The sequence below is a fragment of the Amycolatopsis sp. NPDC098790 genome, assembly GCF_044759945.1.
Classification (GTDB): Bacteria; Actinomycetota; Actinomycetes; order Mycobacteriales; family Pseudonocardiaceae; genus Amycolatopsis.
This window is the reverse complement of record NZ_JBIWAI010000002.1, coordinates 1,839,921-1,859,171: the sequence shown is the minus strand read 5'-3', so window position 1 is coordinate 1,859,171 and position 19,251 is coordinate 1,839,921. Positions and strand designations below refer to the sequence as shown.

Genomic DNA, 19,251 nt, shown 5'->3' with positions numbered 1-19,251 from the left:
GTAACCATGGCAACAAAGACGGCGGCGGACACCCGGGCACGCATCCTGGAGGCGGCAGCAGCACTGCTGGTGGCCGAGGGCCGCGACGGGTTGTCAACACGCGCGGTAAGCGCGGCGGCGGGCGTCCAGCCCCCGGCGTTGTACAGGCTGTTCGGAGACAAGGACGGCCTGCTGGACGCGGTAGCGGCGTACGGGTTCGACGAGTATTTGACGAGCAAGCGAGCCCTGGGCTCAACGGGCGACGCGGTAGAGGACCTCCGCCGAGGTTGGGACTTGCACATCGAGTTCGGGCTGTCGAGGCCCGAGTTCTACGTGCTGATGTACGGAGACGCCCGCCCAGGCCGCACATCCCCGGCAGCGCGCGAGGCAGAGGCAATGCTGCGAGGAATAGTCGAGCGAGTAGCGGCAGCGGGCAGGCTGAGGGTGAGCGTAGAGCGAGCGGCAAGACTGGTGCACGCAACAGGAATGGGCGTAGTCCTGTCGCTGATCGCAACGCCGGAGCAAGAGCGAGACGAAGAGCTGTCAACAACGGCCCGAGAGACGGTACTGACCCGAATCCTGACGGGAACAGAGGAGCAGCCAGGTTCAGGCCTGCCAGAGCGAGCAATAGCACTAAGGGCAGGCCTGGACGGAGCAGCAGCGCTGACCCAGGCAGAACGGGTGCTGATGGCCGAATGGCTGAACCGCATAGCAAACGCGTAAAGCGAGGGCCAGTCGAAAACCCGAGCACCATCGGAACCCAGGCCCTCCCGCAACCCCGATCCGAAGCCAGAACACGGCCGGCAACACCGGGTCAAGGCATCTTTCCCGCCTTGACGCGGTGTTACCGGCCGTAGTCACAATGCCAGCTTCGGGGTTGCAGACAGAGACCATGCCAGTGGCTAGTCCACTCGTAGCAGGGCTGTATCGATCCAGTCCGATCGGACATTGCTTGTCACCCCGACGTGACCCAATATGTTGCCGCCCACAACATATCCACGACAAAGCCGTCGGAGGCCCCGATGATCAGGTGGAAAGCGGTCCTGGCCAGCACAGGAGCAACAATCCTGCTCACAGCGGCAGTCCCGGCGACAGCCCAAGCAAGCGGCACGGCAACAGACTGCTGCGGAGGAGGAGCCTCCTGGGCAACGGGCAACAAGTCAGCATTGGGGACATCAACGACAACGGCCAGCCCACTGTGGTTCACGGTGGCCAACGGAGTGACATCCGAGGTGTTCTACCCCCGAGCCGACATCCCGAACATGCAGGACATGCAGTACGTGATCACCGACGGAACCACATTCGTGGACCTCGAGCGAGACGCGACGAACCACGCAGTGACGATGCCGGACGAGAAGGCACTCCAGTACACGGTCACAAACACGGCAAAGAGCGGAAAGTACCGCATCACCACGGACTACGTAACGGACCCAGCCCGAGCAACACTGCTCACGAACACCCGCTTCCAATCCTTGGACGGCGGAAACTACCGCCTGTACCTCCTGGCCAACCCGTCAATGGCGGGCGGAGGGGCGAACGACAACGCGTGGTGGGACGGTACCGGCCTGGTAGCAACCGGAACCGAGACCCTGTTCGCCGGCACAGCAACGACAGTCGCACAGGCAATACGAGTCTCGACCGGTTTCACAGCGCACGACAACGGCTACACGGGCGCGGCGAGCGACTGCCTGACCGACCTCCGTGCGGACAAGAACCTGAACAACCAGTTCGACAACATCTCCAGCACGGGCAACGTGGTCCAGTGTGGACAGATCCCGGTAGGAACGGACACGACGTTCACGGTCGCCCTCGGCTACGGCAGCACGACGGCAGCGGCAACGTCCAACGCGAGCGGCTCGCTGAGCACCGGCTTCTCGGCAATCTCGAGTACCTACCGCACCGGCTGGAACTCCTACGTGAACAGCCTGAAACCGGCCCCGGCCAGCGTCTCGGGCGACACACAACGCCGCCGCGCGTACTACGTGGCAGCAATGGCGCTGAAGACGGCGGAGGACAGACAACACCCCGGAGCAAGCGTCGCGGGCCTGGCGACCCCTTGGGGCGACTACACAAACGGCGACCACCTCAACGACGGCTACCACCGAGTCTGGGGCCGCGACCTCTACCAGCAGGCAACGGGTCTCCTCGCCGCCGGCGACAGCGCCCAGGCCAAACGGATGGCCCAATTCCTCTGGAACTCCCAGTGGATCGGCACCCCCACAGCCGGAGACGGCACGACGTACCCGGCAGGCTCATTCCCCCGCTACAGCCCGGTATCCGGGGTGAACGGCGCCACCGCCCAGCAACTCGGCTGCTGCGAACAGCTCGACCAGGACGCCGACGCAATCCTGCTGGCCTGGCTGACCGGCCTGACCGACGCGTCAACGTACGCCAAGGTCAAAACAACGGCCAACCACATAGTCTCAACCGGCCCGGACACAACCGAGCGCTGGGAAGAGCAGTACGGAAAGTCCCCATCATCAGTGGCAGCCGAAATCGCCGGCTTGATCGCAGCAGGCGCAATCGCACGCGCGAACGGCGACACAGCAAGCGCCACATCATGGGAGTCCACAGCGGACAACTGGCGCAACTCCCTGGCAGGCTGGACGGTCACGACAACCGGCTACTGGGGCGGCCACACGTACTACGAGCGCCTGGACCGAGCGGGAAACCCCAACGACAGCGCAACGATCTGCTTTGACGAAGGCTGCTTCTACGAGCACGACGTCACGGACTTCGGGTTCCTGGACCTCGTCCGACTCGGCATCCGCCCAGCAGCGGACGCGACGATCGCGAACTCGATAGCCCCCACAGCGGCCGCGTCCGACGGCAACTCGTCGGTGCAGGTGACGCTCCCCAACGGCGACATCTACTTCCACCGCTACCCCCACGACAACTACGGCGAGAGCACCACGAACTGCACGGGCTGGCCCGCGAACGGCGGCCAACGGTTCGGCCGCCTCTGGCCGGTGCTGTCGGGGGAGCGGGGCCAATACGAACTCGCCAACGGCCGCTCGGCCACGGTCTACCTGAAGTCCATGGCGGACTCGGCCAACGAAGGCTACTTCGTGCCCGAGCAGATCTGGGACCGCGCCGACGTCGGCTGCTTTGGCCTGGGCCGCCCAACGGGCAGCGCTGGCCCGCTGATGTGGGCCGAGGGCCAGTACCTCCGGCTCGCCCAGAGCATGGACGCGGGCCACAACCTCGACACACCGTCGATCGTCAAGTCTCGTTACGGCACCTAGAACGACCTGCCGGCCCGGCACGCCCCCTCGGTGTGCCGGACCGGCGGTCACCGCACCAGGCGGACGGTCTTCGCCGCCGGGACGAACGTCGCCGTCTGGCCGCGGGTGAGGGCCACCGTGTCGGCTTCGAGGCCGTCGCCGAACGCGACCAGGCGGTCGGACTCGACCTCGACCGTCAGCGGCGCCCGCGTCAGTTCCCCTTCGGTGCACGTGGTTCCGGTCGTCGGCGACGGCCAGGCCTCGCGCACGAACCAGACCAGCCGGGCCTCGCCGGGCGCAGGCAGGCGTAACGCGCTGCCGCGTTCGCGCCACACCGACCCGCACCAGCCGGTCGCGCCGGTGCCCGTCCCGACGAGGATCCCCGACGACGCCTGGCGTTCCGCCGGCCCGCCACCGACCCCCAGCCGGTAGCGGGCCGTCTGGTGCCCGGCGTGGCCCAGGTAGATCTCGTTGAGCGCGAGCAGCCGCTGGCCGTCGTCGGCGGTCAGCTCGGCCATCGTGCGGTGCTCGACGTCCTGAGTGGACCGCACCAGGTCCGCGACGGCCGCCGGTGGGTGCCGCACCAGCACCCCGGGCGCGCCCGGCGCGATCCCGACCACCGGCTGCCCGTCGAGGTACTTGGCCACGTTCGCGACGAGCCCGTCCTGGCCGACCACGACGACGACGTCCTCCGGGGTGAACAGGAACCGGTCGAGGTCCGCCCGTTCGACCTCGCCGCGGCGCCAGTCGAGCGGGATGGCCGCCGACGCCGCGGCGAGGGCCGCACGCACGGCGGCGTCCGCCTCGGTCACCTCGGCCAGGTCCCGCCCGCGCGTGCGCAGGAAGAACTCCGCCTGGCCGCGTGTGCCGTGCCGGGCGAGCAGCTCGGCCAGCTCGGTGCGCCGGTGCACCAGCACGACGCGCGGTGCGAGGCTCACGACCGCACACCCAGCTTCGTCAGCAGCAGCGCGAGCAGGTCCGGCGTGACCGTCAGGCTGTCGATCTGCGGCAGGTTGCCGGCCAGCTCCTTCAGCGCCAGGCCGGTCAGGACACCTTCGGGCAGGTCGCGGTACGCGGCCAGCCGCGCGGCTTCCCCGGCCGCTTCCGCCTCACCGAGCGCGCGCTTGCCTTCGGCTTCGACGAGCGTCAGACGTTCCTTGCGCGAGGCCTGCGCCTCGGTCTCGATCCGGCTCGCCGCCGCGGCTTCTTCGGCCTGACGCCGGGCGTTCGTGCCGCGCTGGGCGACCAGCTGCTCTTCGCGACGGGCGAGCTCGATCTGGTTCTGCAGCTCGTTTTCGCCGATCGCGCGTTCGCGTTCGACGGCCAGCGCGCGCCGCTCGAAGGTCGCCCGGTCGGCCTCCTGCTGGACCTTCTCCCGCGCGGTCGTCTGCAACGCCTTTTCGACTTCCGGCTCGGCCCGGATCGCGACGACGCGGACGTCGACGACGGCCGAGCCGGTCTGCGCGAGCCGCGTGTCCTCCTCGGCGAGCCCCGCGCGGACCCGGTCGCGGACCGCGCTCACGCCGTCGACCAGCGCGGTCGCCAGGTCGATGCGGGTCAGCACCTCCACGGCGTACTGCTGGACGTTCTCGGTGAGCAGCCCGCTGATCTGGGCGAGGGGGTCGCTTCTCCAGCGTCCGGTGTTCGGGTCGATGGAGAAGTCGATCCGCTGCGCGGCCAGCTCGGGGTTCTCGATCCGGAAGGTCAGCGCGAGCTGGACGGTGACGTCCTGGAAGTCGGCCGTGCGGGCGTGGAACAGCAGCGGCAGTTCGCGGTCGTCGACCGGGACCTCCGAGACGACCGCGGTCAGCGGCCGGTACCAGAACGACAGTCCGACGCCGTCGTGCGCGAGCTTGCCGCGGCGGTAGTGGCGGATGTGCACGGTGGGGGCGCCACGCAGGTGGCGGAACCCGAAGCGGCGGTCGATGTCGGCCATGAGCCCTCCTCTTATCGTCGAGGTGACGATATGCGGACGGGTGGCTAATCGTCAAGGTGACGATTATAGTCGTGGCATGGGTCACCCGCCGTTCGCCGTCACTGTGGATCTCGTCGTGCTCACCCTGACCGGGGACGAGCTGTGCGCACTGGTGGTGCGCCGGGGAGTCGAGCCGTACAAAGGGGAGTGGGCACTGCCCGGCGGGTTCGTCCGCGAGGACGAGGACCTCTCGGACGCGGCGCGCCGCGAGCTGGCGGAGGAGACGGGGCTGGCGCCGGGGACCGTCCACATCGAACAGCTCGCCGGCTACGGCGCCCCGGACCGCGACCCGCGGATGCGCGTGGTGACGGTCGCGTACCTGGCGCTGGCACCGGACTTGCCAACGCCTCGCGCGGGCACCGACGCAGCGGAGGCACGCTGGACGCCAGTGCGGTCGCCGGCCCGCGAGCACCTGGCGTTCGACCACGACCGGATCCTGGCCGACGGGGTCGAGCGCGCCCGCGCGAAACTGGAGTATTCCCCGCTGGCCACGGCGTTCTGCGCGCCGGAGTTCACGGTCGCGGAGCTGAGGCGGGTGTACGAGCTGGTGTGGGACACGCGGCTGGACCCGCGCAATTTCCACCGCAAGGTGACCGGGGCCGAGGGTTTGCTGGCGCCGACCGGGCGGACGACCACCCGGGACGGTGGCCGTCCCGCGCAGTTGTACCGGCGGGGGAAGGCCGAGTTGCTGTACCCGCCGATGCTGCGCGGGTGACGCTCAGGCCAGCGCGCGCCCGGCCGGGCGGCGGGCGTGCACCCACGCGGGCAGCGCGGTCAGCACGCCGACCGCCACCAGCACCCCGAGGGCGGCCACGAACTGCGCCGGCACCGGGGGCGGGGCGAACTTCGGGTTGAAGAACCCGTACAACCCGATCCCGCCCGGGATGCCGGCGAGCACCGCGGGCACGGCGGGCAGGAGCTGCGCGGTGCACAGCGCCGCGACGACCTGACCCGGCGTCGCGCCGAACGTGCGGCTGACCGCCAGCGCGTGCCGCGCCTGGACCGCGCTGCTCCATCCGACGAACACCGTGTTGAGCACGGAAAGCGCGGCCAGCGCGACCGTCACCCCCAACGCGACCTGGCCGATCCGGGCGTTCACCGCCGCCATGGCGGGATCGGTCAGCCCGGTGCCCGTGTCGTGGGCGACGGCGGCGCGAAACGCCAGCAGCGCGGAGATCGTGACGCTGATGGCCGCCGTCCCGAGCGCCGTCAACGCGGCGCGGCCCGGCCGGCGGGCGAGCAGCCGGACGCCGACCAGCAGCGACGTCGGCAGATACGCCGTCAACGCGGTCAGCCGCGGGTGGCGCGAGATCAGGTGGGCCGGCTCGGCCAGGGCGTGGACGGTGCTGGTCCGCGCCGCCCGCAGGACAGGCCCGGCCGTCGCGGTCAAGACCACCAATGCCGCGAGGATGACCACGGCGACGACGGTGCCCACGCCCGGCGGCTGGGTGGTGACCAGCAGGCCGGCGCTGGGATTGGCCAGCCCGGGCGCGGCCAGCGTCCCGGCGGTCAGGCCGAGCGCGGTCGCCACGGCCGTCGGCAGTACGTACTGCGCCAGCAGAACCGCGGCGACGGTCCGCGGACCCGCCCCGACCGCCTTGAGCAACCCGGCGCGCCGATTGTCCCGGGCGGCGCGGACGGCGGCGAGCGCCGCGAGGGTGACGATCGCGGCCGCGGCCAGCAGCCAGCCGCCGGCGATCAGGGTCGGCCGGGTGTCCTTGATCATGTTCGTGTCGGTCCGCAGCACCGTCTGCCAATTGTGCGTGTTGACCCAGTCGCCGCCTCGGTTGTCCTTGGCGAACACGGTGTCCCGCCAAGTGGTCGGTGCGTCCGGATCGGACAGTCTCAAGTGGATCAAGTAGACGACGGTCGCGTCCCCGATGGCGGCCTTCGCGTCGGCGGTGGTGAGCCAGATCCGGCCGCCCCGGTCGGACGGGCCGTCGCCCTGGGCCCAGTCACTCCACGGGTACACGGGGGTGGCGGCGCTGATCGCGATCCCGACGACCGGGTAGGCCCGGCCGCCGAGGGTGACGTCGTCGCCGACGTGGACGCCGAACACCTCCGCGAAGCCGCGTTCGACCACCGCGCCGCCGGGGCGGACCCAGGAGCCGTCGGTCACGAGTGGACGGTCCACTGTGGAGGGACCCTCGTCGCGGCCTTCGATCGACGAGTGCGCCTCGCGGCCGTGCAGCCCGACGGTGGCGTCGAAGGCGAAGATCGGGTCGGCCTGCTCGGCGACGCCGGGCGTGCGCGCGAGGCGGCCGGCGAGGTCCGACGGGTCGGTGGCCGTCGTGATGACGGTGAGGTCGGGGCCGGCGGTGGCCGCGCGGGTGTTCTCGTACCCGGTCGTCACGGCGCTGCCGGTCGCCAGGCCGAGGGTCAGCGCGGCCGTGGCGGCGGTGACGGCGACCAGGAACAGCGCGGCCTCGCCGGGACGGCGGCGCAGGTCGCGCGCGGCCAGGCGCCACACGAGCGGCAGACGCCCCACGGCTCAGCCTTCCCAGCTCAGCAGCGCGCCGAGCGGGGCCGTGGCGCCGTCGAGCCGGGTGTCGTCGACGAGGGCGCCGTCACGCAGCGCGACGACGCGGTCGGCGGTGGCGGCGACGCGGTCGTCGTGGGTGACCACGACCAGGGTTTGGCCGCCGGCGCGCAGTTCGTCGAAGAGGCGGAGGACGTCGCGGGTCGCGGCGCTGTCGAGGTTGCCGGTGGGCTCGTCGGCCAGCACGACAAGGGGTGCGTTGACCAGCGCCCGGGCCACGGCCACCCGCTGCCGCTGCCCACCGGAGAGTTCGGACGGCAGGTGGCGGGCGCGGCCGTCGAGCCCGACCCGGTCCAGCAGCGCGGTGGCGCGGCCGCGGGCGGTGCGCGGGGAAGCGCCGGCGAGCAGGGCGGGCAGCTCGATGTTCTCGGCGGCGGTCAGCTCCTCCATGAGGTGGAAGTCCTGGAAGACGAACCCGGTGGCGCGCCGGCGCAGGCGGGCGAGCGCGCGTTCCCCGAGGTGGTCGATCCGGCGGCCGCCGAGCCGGACCTGGCCGCGGGTCGGCCGGTCGAGGCCGCCGAGCAGCTGGAGGAGTGTGGACTTCCCGCAGCCGCTGGGTCCGGTGACCGCGAGGGTCTGCCCGGCGGGGATGTCGAGGTCGATGCCGTCCACGGCGCGGACGAGGGTTTCGCCCCGGCCGTAGGTGCGGGAGAGGCCGATGGCCTGCAGAACCGGTCCTTCGACATGCGGTCGCGGAGGCGCGGTTGCCCGTTGTTGCCGTGAGCCACCTCCGGGCCGCCGGCCGTCTCCCGTCATGCGTTCCCGCCTTTCCCTCGGGCGGACCACGTCCGCTCGCACGCTTCCAGCCAGCGCAGCTCGGCCTGCCACCGCAGCGTGATGCCCTCCAGGAGCAGGCCGGCTTCCGAATCCGCGTCCTGGGCGAGTGCCGCCTGCTGTGCGTCGGCGAGGCTGCGGAGCAGCTCGCGCCGCCGGGCGTCCACCAGGGAGAGGGGGTCGGCCAGGCCCGACTCGGCCGCGGCCACCAGCTTCAGGTGGAACTCTGCGACGTCCGCCTTCGGCCCGGCCCCCTCGGCCATCCACGCGACCACCCGCTCCTGCCCGGCCGCCGTCAGCGCGTACACCTTGCGCCGCGGGCCGCGGACCGGCTCGTCCTCGCGCTCCTGGACCACCAGGCCCGCCTTCTCGAGCCGGGTGAGCGTCACGTAGATCTGCCCCACGTTCAGCGAGTCCCCCACCGGTCCGAGCGCCGACACCAGCCGCCGCCGCAGGTCATAGCCGTGCGACGGCTCCTTCGCCAGCAAAGCCAGCACGACGTCCTGCACGGCTCAATAGATAGCGGTTAGCCAAAGGACGTGTCAAGCGGGCGTCAGCCGCCGCACGAGCGGAAGCAGGCGCGTGCCGAAGTTGCGGACCGCCAGGCCGCGGCGGGTGGCCGGGATGAGCAGGGCCGCCGCCGTGGAGACGTTGCGCTGCTTCGGTTCCACCAGCTTCCGGTGTGCCGCCTCGTACCGGCGGAACGCCCCGGCCGCGTCGCCCGGGGTCCGGTCCAGCTCCTCCGCCAGCGTGTGCGCGCCGGCCATCGCCAGCGTCGAGCCGTCGCCGAACAACGACACGCACGACGCCGCGTCCCCGGCCAGCGCGATCCGGCCGGACGACCAGCCGGCCATCCGCACCCGGCTCACCGAGTCCAGGTACAGGTCGCCGGCCTCGCGCACGCGCTCCAGCAGTTCCGGCACGCGCCAGCCGGCGCCCTCGTACGCCTCGGCGAGCATCCGCTTGTGCAGCGCGGTGTCCCGGTGGTCGAACCCCGGCACGGCGGCGCTGCGGAACATGAACGCGGCGATCCCGCGGCCGCGCGACGGGTGCACCGCGACCGCCCGGCCGGGCGAGTTGTACATCACCAGCTGGGTGCGGTCGGCGGGCGGCTCGGCCAGCGACAGCGTCGCGATGTAGACGCCCATGTGCTCGACGAACGCGTGCTCCGGCCCGAACACCAGCCGCCGCACGCCCGAGTGCAGGCCGTCGGCGCCGATCACCAGGTCGAAGCGCCGCGGCGCGCCCCGCTCGAACGTGACGTCGACACCGCCGTCGTCCTGGCTCAGCTCGGTGATCGAGTCGTGGAAGACGAACTCCGCGTCCTCGCGCGCGGCTTCGTGCAGGATCGCCGCGAGGTCGGTGCGCGGCAGCTCGATGCCGCCGTCGCCGCCGATCGCGACGCGGCCGGTCCGGCGCCCGGCGTCGTCGACGAACTTCATCGACGTCACGGCCGTGCTCGCCTCGCGCAGTTTCCCGGTGATGCCCATCCGGTCGGCGACGCGCGCGGCCGGCCCGCGCACGTCCACCGGGCTGCCGCTCGAGCGCAGCCCGGCGGCGCGCTCGACGACGGTCGGCCGGAAGCCGGCGCGGGCCAGCCAGTACGCCAGCGTCGGCCCGGCGACGCCCGCGCCGGAGATCAGTGCGGTCCGCTCGGTCATGGTGGTACCCCCATCGAAGTCCTGACCATCGGTCAGTCATGACCGTACGCTCCTGTCCACCGGTCAGGCAACCGGCTAGGCTCGGGCGATGACCGACGACACCCGCGCCCGGATCCTCAGCGCCGCGCTCGAGGAGTTCTCCGAGCGCGGCTTCCACGCGGTGTCGGTCCGGGAACTGGCCGAGCGCGTCGGCGTCACGAAAACCGCCGTGCTGTACCACTTCCCGGGCAAGGCGGACATCGTGACGGCGCTGGCCGAGCCGCTGCTGGCCGACCTCGAAACGGCCATGGCGAAGGCCGCGGACGCCGCCGCCCCGCGCGCGGCGGCGATCGAGGGACTGCTCGACGTGTGGCTGAGCCACCGCTACCTGCTCCGGATGAACCTGCGCGACCTCGGCCTCACCGCGTCGAAGGCGGTGTTCGACCGCTTCCGCGACGGCATGCTGAAGGCGAACCACCTGGTGGCGGGCCCGGACGCGGACCTGGCGGGCCGGGTCCGCGCGGCACAGGCGATCGCGATGCTCAGCGACCCGGTGGTGCTGTTCGCCGACGCGCCGGCGGACGAACTGCGCGCGGCGGTCCTCGACGGCGTCGACCGGTTGTACGCGGTCCCCGAACCCGAGGTGGGCGCCCGTGCTCGCCGCGGCCGGCCACCGGTGATGAGCCCGGAGACGATCGAGGCGGCCCGGCGCCTTTACGACGCCGGCCATGCGCCTGCTGACATCGCCACGGCGCTGGGCGTCTCCCGCGCCACCATCTATCGCCACCTGCCGGGCGCGGAATGAGGCCAGGTCTCGCGCCTGCCGGGGCTGGCCGTCGGTGCTTGCTCCGGCGACGATCGAGGCGGCCCGGCGTCTCTACGACGCGGGGCACGCGCCGGCTGTCATCGCCACGGCGCTGGGCGTCTCCCGGGCCACCATCTATCGGCACCTGCCGGGTGCGGAATGAGGCCAGGCCCCGCACTCGCCGAGTGATTGCCTCGGCGACGATCGAGGCGGCCCGGCGCCTTTACGACGCCGGGCATGCCCCTGCCGACATCGCGACGGCGCTGGGCGTCTCCCGCGCCACGATCTACCGCCACCTGCCGGGCGGGGAATAATGAGACGCACTAATGAGACTTATTGAGACGCGACCTCGATCGAGGGAAGCGCCGAGAGCTGGGCCGGAGTCAGCTTCGACGCCGCCGCGAACACCGTTTGCTGGTGGTCCTTGATCCGCTCGTCCACTAGCCGGCTCAGCTCGAAGGCCAGCCGGCCGGTCTGCTTGACCGTGACGTCGTCCACCAGCGGCCGCGCGGCCGACGTGATGACCACCCCCGAAGCCTCGCCACCCGAGGATTGTGAGACACCGACCGAGTAGGCCTCGCGCGGGTTGACCGGCCCGTCGATCGAGAAGTCGCGGATCCGGCCCAGCAGCGCGTGCCACTCGGCGACCTCGCCCGGCACGCCGGTGGCCGTGACGTCGTCGACCGTCAGGTGCAAGCCGCGGTCGCCGGTGCGGAAACAGCGGGCGTAGGAGTTGAGCGCGGACACCCACAGCGCCTCGACGAGCACGGCGTCGACCCGCGGGCGGGCCAGCTCGGCCACCAGCCGTTCGCAGCACTCGAGGGTGAACTGGAGGTCGTCGAAGAGCGCGACGAGATCGGCCAGGCCGAGCGCGCCGGGCGTCGTGAGCTGCCGGGCGCTCGTGGGGGTCGTCGTGGAAGGGGTCATCCGGGACGCTCCTGTCGGCGGCGGTCGAACCTCAACGACACCGCATCCGGGAGCGCCCCGGGGTCTCAATTTGCGACAGTGGCGAGCCGGAAGCACAGGCTGAACGACGTCTTCCGCGGCACCAGCCGGTACGCCGGCAGCACGCCGGGCCCGCAGGCCGCCGTCCCGAGGCCGTGCTGGGCCACGTCCAGCGTCAAGTGGACCAGCGATCCCGGCTGCAGCTCGTCGGTGTGCCGGGCCGCCTCCACCGCCGCCGCCGTCCAGCGGCGGGCCGTGAAGCCGAACACCGGGTCGCCGTCGATGCGCAGGCCCGCTCCGGCCGGGTCCGTCAGACGCACCCAGCGCACGTCGGCCCGGTTGCCGTTCTCCTGCGGGAAGACGTACGGCGTCTGCAGGCCGTCGACGCTGCTCGAGAACCGCCCGATCCGCACCGCCTGGCGGCTGTCCGGGTACGCCTCGCCGGGGCCCGCGCCGAACCACTCGGCCGAGCCGAACGTGCCCGGGACCGCCATCGCCAGGCCGAGCCGGGGGAGCGTGCCCGGGAAGTCGCCGTCGGGGGTCACGTCGACGCGCAGCCGCAGGCCGCCCTCGAAGGCCGACCACGTGTAGTCCGTGAGCAGGCCGAACGGCTGCGCCGGCGGCGCGACGCGGGTGCGCACCACCAGTTCGTCGCCGTCGGCGTCGACCTCGATCACCCGGTGCTGCATGCGGTGCAGCCCTGCCGCCCGCCACTGCGACGCTTCGGACGGCCCGGGCGACGACCCGCGGTCGTTGTCCGTCGTCGCGCGCCAGACGTCCAGCCGCGGCCCTCGGATCGGGTGCCCGCCGAGCGTCGTCAGCGTGCCCGTCGCGGGATCGAACTCGCCGGCGCCGAGGACGAGCCGTCCGGACGTGCGGAACACCGGACCCCGCGGCGAAGGCAAGGCACGGGCCGGCGCGGGCGTCACCGGCAGCTGGCCCCAGCCGACGACGTGGCCGGCGGGCGCCCACGCCGTCCCGGACGTCAGCGACGCCGAGACGGTCAGCCACGACTCGCCGCGGGTCGGCGGCAACGACGGCAGCGGAACCGAAACGTCGTGTCCGGAGTGGACAGCCGGCACGTCGAGAACCCCGTTCGCGACAGCGGTTCCTTCCTCATCGAGCACCCAGGTGAACGTCAAGTGCGCGGTGTCCACGTAGTCGTAGTGGTTCGACACCCGGATGCCGGACGGATCGGCGTCGATCCGGACCGGCTCGATGATCTTCGCGAACTCCGTCAGCCCCGGGGACGGCGTCCGGTCCGGGAAGAGCAGGCCGTCGATGACGAAGTTGCCGTCGTGGAGGGGCTCGCCGAAGTCGCCGCCGTAGGCGAAGCGGCCCGGCGCGGCCAGGCCGTGGTCGATCCACTCCCAGACGAACCCGCCCTGGCAGTTCGGGTACCGCTCGAACAGCTCGCGGTATTCGAGCAGCCCGCCCGGGCCGTTGCCCATGGCGTGCGCGTACTCGCAGAGGATGAACGGCAGGTCCCGGCGACGCTCGTCGTCGTCCTCGCGACGCCCGATCAGCTCCACTTCGGACGGTGTCGCGTACATGCGGCTGTGGACGTCCACATAGGAGCAGTCGTGGTCGCCTTCGTAGTGCACCGGACGGCTGGGGTCGCGTTCGCGCACCCACTCCGCCATCCGCGCGAGGTTGTCGCCGGTGTGGCTTTCGTTGCCCAGCGACCAGAGGATCACGCTGGGCCGGTTCTTGTCCCGCTCCACCGTGCGGCGGATCCGGTCGAGGTAGGCGTCCGTCCACATCGGCTCGGAGCTGGGGTTGCGGTCCCACCCGAGCGGCCCGAAGCCGTGCGTCTCCAGGTCGCACTCGTCGATCACCCACAGGCCGTGCTCGTCGCACAGTTCGAGGAACGTGGGATCCGGCGGGTAGTGGCTGGTCCGGACGGCGTTGACGTTGTGCCGCTTCATGAGCAGGACGTCGGTCAGCGCGGTTTCGCGCGAGACGACGCGCCCGGTGCGCGGGTCGTGTTCGTGCCGGTTCACCCCGCGCAGCAGCAGGCGCCGCCCGTTGACCTTGAGCTGCCCGTCTTCGATCGTCACGGTCCGGAACCCGATCCGCACCGGTACCCGTTCGGCCACTGTGGACAGTGTGCCGTCGTAGAGCCGCGGGGTTTCGGCGCTCCACGGTTCGACGGGCAGCTCCAACGGCGAACCGGCCGGGTGCCCGGCGACGCCCAGTGCCGGGATGTCCAGCACGACGTCCGAGCCGGCCTCGACTCGGACCGTGCCCAGCCCGGTCGTGTGGTCGTAGTCCGCGTGGATCCAGTGGTCGCCGATGCCGCCGGCCGGGCGGGCGAGCAGCGTCACGGGCCGGAAGATCCCGGACAGCCACCACATGTCCTGGTCTTCGAGGTAGCTGCCGGCCGACCACTGGTGCACGCGCACGACCAGGACATTGCCGTGCGGCTTCAGCAGCGACCCGACCTCGAACTCCGCCGGCAGCCGGCTGCCCTTCGTCACGCCGAGCTCGGTGCCGTTGAGCCAGATCCGGCCGCACGAGTCGATCCCGTCGAAGCGCAGCAGAGACGACCCGGACGGCCACGCCGCGGGCAGGTCGAACCGCAGCCGGTGGTCACCGGTCGGGTTCTCCGACGGCACGTGCGGCGGGTCGACCGGGAACGGGTAGTGCACGTTCGTGTAGGCGGGCTTGCCGTGCCCGTGCAGCTGCCACAGCGAGGGCACCGGCAGCTCGTCCCACGCGGAGTCGTCGAACACGGGATCGGCGACATCCGGGGGAGCGGCGGCGAGGCTCGGCGACAGGTGGAACCGCCAGACGCCGGTCAGCGACAGCGACGGCGCATCGGAGCCGAAGGCCGCGCGCGGAGCCACCGAGCCGTAGCCCGGTCCTGGGTCTTCGACGTACACCGCGACACCTCCCGTGAGCGTTCCCGTGAACGTTCACGGGACTGGCCGAAGTGTGCGGACCGCCGGGTCGGCGTGTCAAGTGATCAGGCGGATTCCCGCAGGTGAAGCCGGGCGCGGACGACCAGCTCACCGGGTTCGAGGGGCGCGGCACCGGTCACGAGCCGCGTCGTTTGCTCGACGGCCAGCGCGCCGAACGCCCGGGTGTCGATGGCGACGCTGGAGAGCTCCGGGTCGACGAGGGTGCCGAGGGCGAGCCCGTCGAACCCGATCACCGCGAGGTCGTCCGGGACGCGCAGGCCGAACCGGCGGGCTTCGCGCAGGGCGCCGATGGCGATGACGTCGTTGAACGCGAACACGGCGGTGACGTCGGGGTGGGCGGCGAGCAGGCTCGCCAGGGCCGCACCGCCGCCGTCCACGGTCTGGGCGGCGCGCGCGATCCACCCGGGCGCGACCGCGAGGCCGTGCTCGGCGGCGGCCCGGCGAAACCAGAGCTGCCGGACGCTGGGCTCGCGCCCGTCGTCGTCGAGCATCCCGATCCGCCGGTGCCCGCGCCCGGCGAGGTGCGCGACGGCCTCGCGGACGCCGTCCTCGCCGTCGATCGGGATGCCGCTGAACCGCGGCAGGCGCGGCTCGCGGCCGAGCAGCACCACCGGGACGCCCGGGGTGAACCGGTCGAGGTCCTCTTCGGACCGGCTGAAGTAGCCGACCACGGCGTCGACCTGCGAGCCGATGACCCGGAGCGTGGCGAGCTCCTGCTCGGCGTCGCCGGCGGTGTCGTAGACGACGACGTGCCAGCCACGCGCCCGGGCGGCCGCCAGCGCCCCGGAGGCGACTTCGGTGAAGAAGGGGTTGAGCAGGTCCGGCACGACCAGGCCGATGGTCGTGGTGTCCGGCCGGACCAGGCCGCGGGCGAACCGGCTCGGCCGGTACCCCAGCTCCCGGGCGGCGTCGAGGACGCGCTGCTTGGTCGAGCCGTCGATCTCGGCCTTGTCGTTCAGGGCCCGCGAGACGGTCTGCCGCGACACGCCGGCCGAGCGGGCGACGTCGTGGATCGTCACCCGCCGGGGTTCCGTGCTGCTCGAGGACACCCGTCGAGTATGCCTGCCCGCGGTCCGGGCGCCACCCCCGCGGGTGGCCGGGCGGCGCGAGCCCCGGCGGCCGGCCGACTGTCCACTTCGGTCACCTCCCGGACGTGTGGCCGGTGTGGAATCGCCGTGTCAAATCGAAACCGGCTAGCACCAACGAAAGCGGGTGGTGATCTCCGGCACACCTTAAGTCTTCCTTAGCCTGCTTGGTGACCTGACGCACAACCTCTAGCGTGCGTGAACCATGGATTCCTCGCTCCTCACCGAAAACGGTGAAAGCTACTCGAAAGCACTGGGCAACCGCCAAGTGCAGATGATCGCCATCGGCGGCGCGATCGGCGTCGGGCTGTTCCTCGGCGCCGGCGGGAAGCTGCACCAGGTCGGCCCCTCGCTGGTCCTCTCCTACGCGATCTGCGGGGTGGCCGCCTACTTCGTGATGCGCGCGCTCGGCGAGCTCGTCCTGCACGAGCCCAGCTCCGGCAGCTTCGTCACCTACGCGCGGAAGTTCATCGGCCCGTGGGCCGGGTTCGTCTCGGGCTGGATGTACTGGGTGAACTGGGCCATGACCGGGATCGCGGAGATCACCGCGGTCGCGATCTACGTCCACAAGTGGCTGCCGGACGTGCCGCAGTGGATCACCGCGCTGGTCGCCCTCGGCGTGCTGCTCGCGGTGAACCTGCTGAGCGTCAAGCTGTTCGGCGAGCTGGAGTTCTGGTTCTCGGTGGTCAAGGTGCTGGCCATCGTCGTCTTCCTGGTCACCGCGCTGGGCCTGGTCTTCACCAGCGCGGACATCGGCGGCACGCCGGCCGGCGTGCACAACCTGACCGACCACAGTGGATTCTTCCCGGCGGGCGTCGGCATCGCGCTGATGACGCTGCAGGCGGTCATCTTCGCCTACTCGGCCATCGAGGTCGTCGGCATCGCGGCGGGCGAAACGAAGAATCCGCGCCAGGTGCTGCCAAAGGCGATCAACGGCGTGGTGTGGCGGATCGGCGTCTTCTACGTCGGCTCGGTGCTGATGCTGGCCATGCTGCTGCCGTGGCCGTTCTACAACGGCGACGAAAGCCCGTTCGTGACCGTGTTCAGCCGCCTCGGCATCCCGGGCATCGGCGACGTCATGAACGCGGTCGTGCTGACCGCGGCGCTCTCCAGCGTCAACTCCGGGCTCTACTCGACCGGCCGGATCCTGCGCTCGCTGGCCGAGAAGGGCGAAGCGCCGTCGTTCGTCAGCCGGATGAGCAGCCGCCACGTGCCCTACGGCGGCATCCTGTTCACCTCGGTCGCCTACCTGCTCGGCGTGGTGCTGAACTACCTGGTGCCCAAGGACGCGTTCGACATCGCGATCGCAATCGCCTCCCTCGGCGTGATCACGACCTGGGCGACGCTCGTCTTCTGCCAGCTGCGGCTGCGTCAGGCCGCGCTGCGCGGCGAGCTGGAGCGCCCGTCGTACCGGATGCCGTGGGCGCCGTACTCGGCCTGGGCGACGCTGGCGTTCCTGGTGCTGGTGGTCGTGCTGATGGGCTTCTCGGACGGCGCGGAGAAGATCGCGTTCTACTCGATCCCAGTGCTGGCCGTGGTCCTCGCGGTCGGCTGGCGGTTCGTGGTGAAGCGGCGGGAACCCGCGGCTCAGCGCAAGTAGTTGTAGACGCTCGCCCGCGAGATCCCGAGCAGGTCGGTCAGCGCCGGCACCGCGTTCTTCAGCTCCAGGAACCCGCGCTCCTTGAGCGTCCGGACGAGGTCCTTCTTCGCCGCCGGCGGCAGGCCGCGCGGGGTGTGGCCGCGCTCGGTGGCGTAGTCCTCGACCAGTGCGCGCAGCTCGTCGCCGGTGCGGGCCCGCAGCGACTCGGTCAGCGGGGCCGGTTCGTCGGCGCGGGCCAGCCGGGTCAGGGCGCGCGCCGCGGAACCGAGCAGCGAGACGTCGAGGTTGAGGCACAGCGCCGCGACGTACTCGCCGCCCGAGTTGCGGATGCCGATCGACGTGCTCTTCGCCGGCCGTCCGTCCGGGAAGCGGTTCGGGTAGTTCTGGAGCACGTCCGGGAAACCGGGGTCGGCGATCCGGGCCAGGCCGAGTTCGGTCGCCGGATCGCCGACGGCGCGCCCGGACAGGCCGCCTTCGATCGCGCGCACGGCGTGGGCCGGGTCGCGCAGGTCGTGCAGCACGACCTCGCACAGCCCCGGGAACATCCGGCCCACGGCCTGCGCGATCTTCTCGGCCTCGCGCAGCAGGAGCTCGTCCTCGGTCATCCGATCAGCTCCCGCAGCTTGTCCGGCGCCTTCAGCCCGGATCCGGTGAGGACGACGACGGTCGTCTCGCCGGGCCGGATGGCGCCGCGGGCGCGGAAGACGTCGACGGCCGCGGCGGCGGTCGCGCTGGTCGGCTCCGCGTAGAGGCCCAGCGCCGCCAGCCGGCGGGCCGCCGCGGCGATGGCGTCCTCTTCGATCGCGACGGTGTCGCCGCCGGACCGGCGGATCGCCGCGACGACCTCCGGGAGGCGGACCGGCTGCCGGATGGCGGTCCCTTCGGCGACGGTCGGCGCGAACGGCGGTGGCTGCCGGTCGTGGAAAGCGGCGTCGATCGGGGAGCAGTTGCGGGGCTGGGCGACCAGCAGGCGCGGCCGCCGGGTGATCGACCCGGCGGCCAGCAGCTCGCCGAACCCGAGGTCGCAGCCCAGCACGATGCTGCCGGCGCCGGCCACCGTGACGACGGCGTCCGGTGCGCGGAAGCCCAGGTCCTCCCACAGTTCGTACGCCAGCGTCTTGGTGCCCTGCAGGAAGAAGGGGTGCCAGTTGTGGCTGGCGTAGGTGGTGCGCGCCGAGCGGCGGACGGCCTCGGCGGCGGTGTCGTCGCGCGTGCCGGGCACCAGCTCGACGTCGGCGCCGTACGCGCGGGTCTGCAGGACCTTCGCCGGTGACGTCCCCTCCGGAGCGAGCACGGTGGCCGCGATGCCGGCCGCGGCGCTGTAGGCCGCGACCGACGAACCGCCGTTGCCGGAGCTGTCTTCCAGCAGCTCGGTGACCCCGGCGCCGGCCAGCGCGGAGATCATGACGCTGGACCCGCGGTCCTTGAAGCTGCCGGTCGGGCTGAACCACTCGAGCTTGAACCGCACGTCGCCGTCGCCCCACGGCCGCGGGACCAGCGGGGTGCAGCCCTCGCCGAGCGAGACCGGGCGCAGGTCGCCGGGCAGGGCGGCCCGGTAGCGCCAGAGCGACCGGACGCCGGTGTCGACGTCGCCGGGGGTGAGGCCGGGCAGCGGGGCGACGGTCAGCGGCGCACCGTCGTCGCCGCGCCACCGCACCGGGTCGCCCGGGTAGCGCGTCCCCGACCGCTCGTCCGCGTACCAGTACTCCACGACCACCTCCGTGCTTGGACAGGCAGTCCAAGTGTAGACGATCAGTCCAC

18 protein-coding genes are annotated in these 19,251 nt (G+C 71.8%); 7 read left to right on the top strand and 11 right to left on the bottom strand.

The features are described 5' to 3' along the window. The first annotated feature begins 6 nt into the window (after nt 1-6). Nucleotides 7-702, top strand: a complete 696-nt coding sequence (locus ACIQWX_RS22380; RefSeq protein ID WP_400874075.1) for a TetR/AcrR family transcriptional regulator — start codon at nt 7-9, stop codon at nt 700-702. A 299-nt stretch (nt 703-1,001) separates the two neighbouring features. Then, complete coding sequence (locus tag ACIQWX_RS22375) at nt 1,002-3,224, top strand: glycoside hydrolase family 15 protein (protein WP_400874072.1); 2,223 nt, start codon at nt 1,002-1,004, stop codon at nt 3,222-3,224. A 47-nt stretch (nt 3,225-3,271) separates the two neighbouring features. On the opposite strand, the gene ACIQWX_RS22370 is transcribed toward ACIQWX_RS22375, so the two are convergent. Beyond that, nucleotides 3,272-4,141, bottom strand: coding sequence for a hypothetical protein (locus ACIQWX_RS22370; RefSeq protein ID WP_400874069.1), 870 nt, complete (start codon nt 4,139-4,141; stop codon nt 3,272-3,274). Continuing rightward, nucleotides 4,138-5,139: an SPFH domain-containing protein gene (locus tag ACIQWX_RS22365; RefSeq protein ID WP_400874067.1), complete on the bottom strand. Its 1,002-nt coding sequence runs from the start codon at nt 5,137-5,139 to the stop codon at nt 4,138-4,140. The genes ACIQWX_RS22370 and ACIQWX_RS22365 overlap by 4 nt, the downstream gene beginning before the upstream one ends. Before the next feature lie 76 nt (nt 5,140-5,215). On the opposite strand from ACIQWX_RS22365, the gene ACIQWX_RS22360 reads away from it, so the two are divergent. Then, entirely contained in the window at nt 5,216-5,893 is a 678-nt protein-coding gene (locus ACIQWX_RS22360) for an NUDIX hydrolase (RefSeq protein ID WP_400874064.1), read from the top strand. A gap of 3 nt (nt 5,894-5,896) precedes the next feature. On the opposite strand, the gene ACIQWX_RS22355 is transcribed toward ACIQWX_RS22360, so the two are convergent. From ACIQWX_RS22355 to ACIQWX_RS22340, 4 genes are all read right to left on the bottom strand, one after another. Then, on the bottom strand, nt 5,897-7,666 hold the full coding sequence (locus ACIQWX_RS22355) for an FtsX-like permease family protein (RefSeq protein ID WP_400874061.1): 1,770 nt from the start codon (nt 7,664-7,666) through the stop codon (nt 5,897-5,899). Between the two features lie 3 nt (nt 7,667-7,669). Beyond that, nucleotides 7,670-8,329: an ABC transporter ATP-binding protein gene (locus tag ACIQWX_RS22350; protein WP_400874058.1), complete on the bottom strand. Its 660-nt coding sequence runs from the start codon at nt 8,327-8,329 to the stop codon at nt 7,670-7,672. A 140-nt stretch (nt 8,330-8,469) separates the two neighbouring features. Next, nucleotides 8,470-9,000: a PadR family transcriptional regulator gene (locus tag ACIQWX_RS22345; protein WP_400874055.1), complete on the bottom strand. Its 531-nt coding sequence runs from the start codon at nt 8,998-9,000 to the stop codon at nt 8,470-8,472. Between the two features lie 33 nt (nt 9,001-9,033). After that, nucleotides 9,034-10,152 (bottom strand): FAD-dependent monooxygenase, encoded by a 1,119-nt coding sequence (locus ACIQWX_RS22340; RefSeq protein ID WP_400874052.1) that lies wholly within the window; start codon nt 10,150-10,152, stop codon nt 9,034-9,036. An 88-nt stretch (nt 10,153-10,240) separates the two neighbouring features. On the opposite strand from ACIQWX_RS22340, the gene ACIQWX_RS22335 reads away from it, so the two are divergent. From ACIQWX_RS22335 to ACIQWX_RS22325, 3 genes are read left to right on the top strand one after another with little or no spacing between them, the layout of a single operon-like run. Next, nucleotides 10,241-10,936 (top strand): TetR family transcriptional regulator, encoded by a 696-nt coding sequence (locus tag ACIQWX_RS22335; RefSeq protein ID WP_400874049.1) that lies wholly within the window; start codon nt 10,241-10,243, stop codon nt 10,934-10,936. Further along, nucleotides 10,860-11,099, top strand: a complete 240-nt coding sequence (locus ACIQWX_RS22330) for a helix-turn-helix domain-containing protein (protein WP_400874046.1) — start codon at nt 10,860-10,862, stop codon at nt 11,097-11,099. The genes ACIQWX_RS22335 and ACIQWX_RS22330 overlap by 77 nt, the downstream gene beginning before the upstream one ends. Nucleotides 11,100-11,121: 22 nt before the next feature. After that, nucleotides 11,122-11,250, top strand: a complete 129-nt coding sequence (locus ACIQWX_RS22325) for a helix-turn-helix domain-containing protein (protein WP_400874043.1) — start codon at nt 11,122-11,124, stop codon at nt 11,248-11,250. A 19-nt stretch (nt 11,251-11,269) separates the two neighbouring features. Here ACIQWX_RS22325 and ACIQWX_RS22320 read toward each other — a convergent pair whose 3' ends face one another. The 3 genes from ACIQWX_RS22320 to ACIQWX_RS22310 all read right to left on the bottom strand — a co-directional run bounded on the left by ACIQWX_RS22320 (nt 11,270) and on the right by ACIQWX_RS22310 (nt 15,854). Then, nucleotides 11,270-11,863: a hypothetical protein gene (locus tag ACIQWX_RS22320; RefSeq protein WP_400874041.1), complete on the bottom strand. Its 594-nt coding sequence runs from the start codon at nt 11,861-11,863 to the stop codon at nt 11,270-11,272. Between the two features lie 65 nt (nt 11,864-11,928). Next, nucleotides 11,929-14,766, bottom strand: a complete 2,838-nt coding sequence (locus tag ACIQWX_RS22315) for a glycoside hydrolase family 2 TIM barrel-domain containing protein (RefSeq protein WP_400874038.1) — start codon at nt 14,764-14,766, stop codon at nt 11,929-11,931. Between the two features lie 83 nt (nt 14,767-14,849). Next, entirely contained in the window at nt 14,850-15,854 is a 1,005-nt protein-coding gene (locus ACIQWX_RS22310; protein WP_400874035.1) for a LacI family DNA-binding transcriptional regulator, read from the bottom strand. Between the two features lie 241 nt (nt 15,855-16,095). Between ACIQWX_RS22310 and ACIQWX_RS22305 the strand changes: the two genes are divergently transcribed. Continuing rightward, entirely contained in the window at nt 16,096-17,490 is a 1,395-nt protein-coding gene (locus ACIQWX_RS22305) for an amino acid permease (RefSeq protein ID WP_400874032.1), read from the top strand. Here the strand turns inward: ACIQWX_RS22305 and ACIQWX_RS22300 are convergent. Together ACIQWX_RS22300 and ACIQWX_RS22295 are read right to left on the bottom strand one after the other, a co-directional pair. Next, on the bottom strand, nt 17,478-18,095 hold the full coding sequence (locus ACIQWX_RS22300; RefSeq protein ID WP_400874029.1) for a transcriptional regulator: 618 nt from the start codon (nt 18,093-18,095) through the stop codon (nt 17,478-17,480). The two genes, ACIQWX_RS22305 and ACIQWX_RS22300, sit on opposite strands and share 13 nt — an antisense overlap. Next, on the bottom strand, nt 18,092-19,201 hold the full coding sequence (locus tag ACIQWX_RS22295) for a pyridoxal-phosphate dependent enzyme (protein ID WP_400874027.1): 1,110 nt from the start codon (nt 19,199-19,201) through the stop codon (nt 18,092-18,094). Before ACIQWX_RS22295 ends, ACIQWX_RS22300 begins: the two co-directional genes overlap by 4 nt. Between the last annotated feature and the right edge of the window lie 50 nt (nt 19,202-19,251).

Bases quoted from the DNA above. Each gene is read 5' to 3' on its own strand.
- ACIQWX_RS22380 (WP_400874075.1), top strand. From the start codon at position 7: ATGGCAACAAAGACGGCGGCGGACACCCGGGCACGCATCCTGGAGGCG.
- ACIQWX_RS22375 (WP_400874072.1), top strand. From the start codon at position 1,002: ATGATCAGGTGGAAAGCGGTCCTGGCCAGCACAGGAGCAACAATCCTG.
- ACIQWX_RS22365 (WP_400874067.1), bottom strand. From the start codon at position 5,139: ATGGCCGACATCGACCGCCGCTTCGGGTTCCGCCACCTGCGTGGCGCC.
- ACIQWX_RS22360 (WP_400874064.1), top strand. From the start codon at position 5,216: ATGGGTCACCCGCCGTTCGCCGTCACTGTGGATCTCGTCGTGCTCACC.
- ACIQWX_RS22340 (WP_400874052.1), bottom strand. From the start codon at position 10,152: ATGACCGAGCGGACCGCACTGATCTCCGGCGCGGGCGTCGCCGGGCCG.
- ACIQWX_RS22335 (WP_400874049.1), top strand. From the start codon at position 10,241: ATGACCGACGACACCCGCGCCCGGATCCTCAGCGCCGCGCTCGAGGAG.
- ACIQWX_RS22330 (WP_400874046.1), top strand. From the start codon at position 10,860: ATGCGCCTGCTGACATCGCCACGGCGCTGGGCGTCTCCCGCGCCACCA.
- ACIQWX_RS22320 (WP_400874041.1), bottom strand. From the start codon at position 11,863: ATGACCCCTTCCACGACGACCCCCACGAGCGCCCGGCAGCTCACGACG.
- ACIQWX_RS22305 (WP_400874032.1), top strand. From the start codon at position 16,096: ATGGATTCCTCGCTCCTCACCGAAAACGGTGAAAGCTACTCGAAAGCA.
- ACIQWX_RS22300 (WP_400874029.1), bottom strand. From the start codon at position 18,095: ATGACCGAGGACGAGCTCCTGCTGCGCGAGGCCGAGAAGATCGCGCAG.